Annotated in this window: 4 protein-coding genes and 1 pseudogene; all 5 read left to right on the top strand. The window is 59.7% G+C overall.

From position 1 onward, the window contains the following. A pseudogene (locus tag PQR67_RS38000) lies at positions 1 to 463 on the top strand (glutamine synthetase); the annotation flags it as partial. A 97-nt stretch (positions 464 to 560) separates the two neighbouring features. Continuing rightward, complete coding sequence (locus PQR67_RS38005) at positions 561 to 1694, top strand: polyamine ABC transporter substrate-binding protein (protein ID WP_408467919.1); 1134 nt, start codon at positions 561 to 563, stop codon at positions 1692 to 1694. A 219-nt stretch (positions 1695 to 1913) separates the two neighbouring features. After that, a complete protein-coding gene (locus PQR67_RS38010) occupies positions 1914 to 3068 on the top strand; it encodes an ABC transporter ATP-binding protein (RefSeq protein WP_408467920.1) in 1155 nt (384 codons plus the stop codon). Next, on the top strand, positions 3065 to 4039 hold the full coding sequence (locus tag PQR67_RS38015) for an ABC transporter permease subunit (RefSeq protein ID WP_408467921.1): 975 nt from the start codon (positions 3065 to 3067) through the stop codon (positions 4037 to 4039). The genes PQR67_RS38010 and PQR67_RS38015 overlap by 4 nt, the downstream gene beginning before the upstream one ends. Beyond that, the gene (locus PQR67_RS38020; protein ID WP_408467922.1) at positions 4036 to 4947 is read left to right on the top strand and encodes an ABC transporter permease subunit; all 912 of its coding nucleotides are present in this window, start codon (positions 4036 to 4038) and stop codon (positions 4945 to 4947) included. Before PQR67_RS38015 ends, PQR67_RS38020 begins: the two co-directional genes overlap by 4 nt. The last annotated feature ends 25 nt before the right edge of the window (positions 4948 to 4972 follow it).

Here is a 4972-nt window from a genome sequence, read left to right on the forward strand (position 1 = left end):
GCCGGCGCTGATGCCGATTTTTGCACCGTACATCAACTCGTATCGCCGCCTGTCGCGCTTCATGGCCGCGCCGATCAACGTGGCATGGGGTTACGACAACCGCACGGTGGGTTTCCGGATTCCGCATTCGGGCCCGGCTGCGCGCCGCATTGAAAACCGCATTCCGGGCGTGGACTGCAATCCGTATCTGGCGATTGCCGCAACGCTGGCCGCCGGCTATCTGGGCATGACGCAAAAGCTCGAAGCCACCGAGCCGCTGCTCAGCGACGGTTACGAATTGCCCTACCAGTTGCCGCGCAATCTGGAAGAAGGATTGACGCTGATGGGCGCGTGCGAACCGATGGCCGAGATTCTCGGCGAGAAATTCGTCAAGGCCTACCTCGCACTGAAAGAAACCGAATACGAAGCGTTTTTCCGCGTGATCAGCTCGTGGGAACGCCGACATTTGCTGCTGCACGTCTAAGACCACGCCACACCGCGGCTTTTCTCAACACCCATTTCGCCCGGCGAGAGCACCGACCGACGCTCGCACCGGCTTCTTTACTTACTAGGGGAACACCATGAGCGCTTGTCATTCTGCACGTCGTCTTCGCCGTGCTGCCGCGGGGGGCGCGGTACTTGCCTTCACCAGCCTTTGCGCGCTGCCGGTTACGCCGGCGCTGGCGGCCGACACGGAACTGAACGTGTACAACTGGTCGGACTATATCGCCAGGGACACGATTCCGAACTTCGAGAAACAGAGCGGCATCCACGTGAAGTACGACAATTACGACAGCGACGATACGTTGCAGGCCAAGCTGCTGGCCGGCAGTTCCGGCTACGACGTCGTCGTGCCGACGTCGAACTACATGGCCAAGCAGATTCAGGCGGGCGTGTATCAGAAGCTCGACAAGACAAAGCTCCCCAACCTCGCCAACCTGGATCCCACGCTGATGAAGATCATCAGTGAGGCGGACCCGGGCAACCAGTACGGCGCGCCCTACGCGTACGGTACCGACGGCATTGGCTACAACGTGCAGGCCGTTCAGAAAGCGCTGGGTGCGGATGCGCCCGTTGACAGTTGGGCGCTGGTGCTTGATCCCGCGAACATTTCCAAATTGAAGAGCTGCGGCGTGTCGTTCCTCGATCAGCCCGTCGACGTGTTCGCCGCCACGCTGCAATACATGCACAAGGACCCGAACAGCACGAGTCCGGCCGACTACCAGGCCGCCTTCGACGTGCTGAAGAAGGTTCGTCCGTACATCACGCAGTTCAATTCGTCGGGCTACATCAACGATCTCGCGAACAACGACATTTGCGTCACGCTCGGCTGGTCGGGCGACGTCGGTATCGCACACCGTCGCGCGCAGGAAGCCAAACGCTCATACGACATCAAATTCAACAACGCGAAGGAAGGCGGCCTGGTGTGGTTCGACATGATGGTGATCCCGAAGGACGCACCGCACGCCGAAGCGGCGCTCGAATGGATCAATTACATCGAGGACCCGAAAGCAAACGCGGCCATCACCAACGAGGTTTTCTATCCGACCGCCAATGTCCCTGCGCGCCAGTTCGTCACACCGGCCGTTCTACATGACCAGGGTGTGTACCCGCCAGCGGATGTGCTGAAGAAGATGACTTTGTTGAAGCCTTTGCCGACGGACATCCTTCGGCTTGAAAACCGCCTTTGGGCCCAGCTTAAAACCGGCCATTGAATTGTGACCCACGGCAAACATGTTCGTAGAACCGTTTGCCGCCGAGGTCGCTCGACGCCCGCCCGCCTGAAACAAGCAACACGGTAGTCAGCCTGCGCGCCTTTAGGGTTCCACCTACGCGCAGTCCCGAGTCTCCCGATCGCAGCGCACCTTGCAAGCCGCTTATGGCGTCTGGCACGGGACCGCTTACGCCTGCGATCCGCAAGGAATGTTTACGCCATGAAATCGACGCCCTCAAACAGCGCTATACCGGTGGCCCGCCAGGCGGCCCCAGCGAAAGCCAAATCGGACGAATTCGTTCGCATCGAAAATGTCGTGAAGAAATTCGGAGACAGCACGGCTGTCAATAACGTCAACCTGAACATCGCGAAGAACGAACTGTTCGCGCTGCTGGGCAGCTCCGGCTGCGGTAAGTCCACGCTCCTGCGCATGCTTGCCGGACTGGAAACGCTCACCTCCGGGCGTATTTTCGTCGACGGCGAAGATCTCGCCGCGATGCCGCCGTACAAGCGGCCGGTCAACATGATGTTCCAGTCGTATGCGTTGTTTCCGCATATGAGTGTCGAAGCGAACATCGCCTTTGGCCTCAAACAGGAAGGCACGCCGAAGAACGAGATCAAGGAACGCGTTGCCGACGCGCTCAATCTCGTGCAGATGGGCAAATATGCGCAGCGCAAACCGCATCAGTTATCTGGTGGACAGCAGCAGCGTGTGGCGCTGGCTCGTTCGCTCGTCAAGCGGCCGAAGCTGCTGTTGCTCGACGAACCGATGTCGGCGCTCGATAAACAGATCCGCCAGAAGACCCAGCTCGAACTGGTCAACATCATCGAGAAAGTCGACGTGACCTGCGTGATGGTCACGCACGATCAGGAAGAAGCGATGACGATGGCCGGTCGCATCGCTGTCATGAGCGAAGGCCACATCGTGCAGATCGGCTCTCCGAGTCAGGTGTACGAGTTTCCGAATAGCCGCTTCTCGGCGGAGTTCATCGGCTCGACCAACCTGTTCGAAGGGACCGTGGTCGCGGATGAACCGGACCACATTTTCGTCGAAAGCGAAGACCTCGAGTCGCGCATCCACGTGAGCCATGGCGTTACCGGGCCGCTGGGCATGCCGGTGGGCATCTCGGTACGCCCGGAACGCGTGAAGGTTTCACGCGAGCGGCCGGGCACGCCGCACAACTGGGCGCGCGGCGTGGTCTCGGATGTTGCGTATATGGGCAGCTATTCGCTGTACCACATACGCCTCGAAAGCGGCAAAACGGTCGTGTCGAATCTCTCCAGTTCGCACCTGATGAACGAAGGCGCGCCCGCTTACAACGATGACGTGTTCATCTACTGGTCGCCCGCCAGCGGCGTGGTGCTGACGCAATGAGCCATCCCACCTCTACATCCCCCGCGGCGCTCGGTGCGCCGTCCGGCAGCCGTCTGCTCGCCTCGCTGAAGAAACGCTTGCTGGCACTGCTGCCGTCGGGACGCACGACGGTGATCGGCGTGCCATTCATCTGGCTTGCCGTTTTCTTCGCCGTTCCGTTCGTTCTGGTGCTGAAGATCAGTTTCACCGACTCGCGGCTCGGGATCCCGCCGTACACCGATCTTCTCAGTGCGAAAGATGGCGTGGTCCACATGGCCATGCAATTGGGGCACTACGCGTTCCTGCTGCAGGACGATCTGTACGTCGCCACGTATCTCAGCTCGCTGAAGATGGCCGCGGTTTCGACCTTCTTCTGCCTGCTGATCGGCTATCCGGTTGCGTACTACATCGCCCGCTCGGAACCCGCCAGACGCAACCTGCTGATGATGGGCGTGATGCTGCCGTTCTGGACGTCGTTCCTGATCCGCGTGTACGCATGGGTCGGCATTCTGAAGGACGACGGCTTGCTCAATCACACGCTGATGGCCATCGGCATGATTCATTCACCGCTGCGGCTTTATCACACGGATATTGGCGTCTATATCGGCATGGTCTATTCGTACCTGCCGTTCATGGTGATGCCGCTGTATGCCCACCTGGTGAAGCTGGATCTCACGCTGCTCGAAGCCGCTTACGACCTCGGTTGCAAACCGTGGACCGCGTTCACGCGCATCACCTTGCCGCTGTCGAAGAACGGCATCATCGCCGGCAGTCTGCTGGTGTTTATTCCGGCGGTCGGCGAGTACGTGATTCCCGAATTGCTCGGCGGCGCGGACACGCTAATGATCGGCCGCGTGATGTGGAATGAGTTCTTCAACGATATGGACTGGCCGATGGCGTCTGCTGTCACCGTCGCGATGGTCCTGCTTCTGCTGGTGCCGATGGCCGTGTTCCAGTACTACCAGGTCAAGGAACTGGAGGGCGCGAAATGATCAAGCCAAATAAACCCCTATCCATCGGCGTGCTGACGTTCGGATTCCTGTTTCTGTATATCCCGATCATCAGTCTCGTCGTGTTCTCGTTTAACGAGTCGAAGCTCGTCACGATCTGGTCCGGCTTCTCGCTGAAATGGTACGCCGCGCTGTTGCAGGACGACGAGTTGCTGACCGCCGCCTGGCTGTCGCTGAAGATCGCGCTGATGACGGCCTGCGCATCCGTTGTGATCGGTACGTGGGCCGGGTTCGTGCTGGCCCGCTTCGGGCGCTTTCGCGGCTTCACGCTGTTCGCCGGCATGATCAACGCGCCACTCGTGATTCCGGAAGTAATTCAGGGCATTTCGCTGCTGCTGCTGTTCGTGGCAATGGAACAGATGCTTGGCTGGCCGAAGGGGCGCGGCGTCGTCACGATGTGGATCGGTCACGTGATGTTGTGCGTGTCCTACGTGGCGATCATTGTGCAGTCACGCGTGAAGGAGTTGAACCGGTCTCTCGAAGAAGCTGCTCTCAACCTGGGCGCGACGCCGCTCAAGGTGTTCTTCGTTATCACGTTGCCACTGATCTCGCAGGCGTTGATGTCCGGCTGGCTGCTGTCGTTCACGCTGTCGATCGATGATCTCGTGCTGTCCGCGTTCCTGTCGGGTCCAGGCTCCACCACGCTGCCGCTCGTCGTGTTCTCGCGTGTGCGCCTTGGTTTGAATCCGGAAATGAACGCACTGGCGACGATCTTCATCAGTCTCGTGACGATTGGCGTGGTCAGTGTGAATACCCTGCTGGTCGCCAAGGAACGCAAGCGCCTGCGCGACATGCAAGCGGCGTTGGCCGTGGCCGAAACCGCCGATACCGTTGCCACCGCTGCGCAACCCGCCACTGCGCGGAAAACCCTCAATACAGCCAGCGCCTAAAAAATTCACAGCAATACGACCAATC

The organism is Paraburkholderia fungorum, from assembly GCF_046026025.1.
Taxonomy (GTDB): Bacteria; Pseudomonadota; Gammaproteobacteria; order Burkholderiales; family Burkholderiaceae; genus Paraburkholderia; species Paraburkholderia fungorum_E.

Coding starts and splice junctions, on each gene's coding strand:
- PQR67_RS38005 (WP_408467919.1), top strand. CDS start 561: ATGAGCGCTTGTCATTCTGCACGTCGTCTTCGCCGTGCTGCCGCGGGG.
- PQR67_RS38010 (WP_408467920.1), top strand. CDS start 1,914: ATGAAATCGACGCCCTCAAACAGCGCTATACCGGTGGCCCGCCAGGCG.
- PQR67_RS38015 (WP_408467921.1), top strand. CDS start 3,065: ATGAGCCATCCCACCTCTACATCCCCCGCGGCGCTCGGTGCGCCGTCC.
- PQR67_RS38020 (WP_408467922.1), top strand. CDS start 4,036: ATGATCAAGCCAAATAAACCCCTATCCATCGGCGTGCTGACGTTCGGA.